Genomic DNA, 404 nt, shown 5'->3' on the forward strand with positions numbered 1-404 from the left:
GCAGGCGCACTCATGCCTGCGCTCCCATCAATCGCTCTCGCATCATCCACAGGTTGGACAACGCAAACAGCGTGTGCAACTGCGCGGTGTTCTTGGCCAGCCCGCGGTAGCGCACCTTGACGTGTCCGAACTGGCGCTTGATCACCCGAAACGGATGCTCGACCTTGGCCCGGATGCTGGCCTTGATGCGTTCGAGCTGGTCAATCAGGTCGTCGACCCGTCGGCTTTTGTCCAGCAGCTTGCGTTTGCCCGGGCGCATGGCGATGTTCCAGCGCACGCCGGCCTGGGCATCGGGCCGCTTGGCTGCGCCCTGGTAGCCCGCGTCGCCCCAGGCCTCGGTTTCCTCGCCGTGCAACAGCGTGTTGGCCTCGATCACATCATTGACGTTGCCGGCTGTGCCGCGC

The 404-nt window shown here is 64.9% G+C and carries 1 protein-coding gene; it reads right to left on the bottom strand.

The window, feature by feature from the left end; genetic code table 11:
- Positions 1–10 precede the first annotated feature (10 nt).
- Positions 11–404: transposase (locus JHD63_RS22925; protein ID WP_198973123.1), on the bottom strand; the 394-nt coding region annotated here is incomplete at its 5' end.

This window comes from Xylophilus sp. ASV27 (assembly GCF_016428875.1).
Classification (GTDB): Bacteria; Pseudomonadota; Gammaproteobacteria; order Burkholderiales; family Burkholderiaceae_C; genus Xylophilus.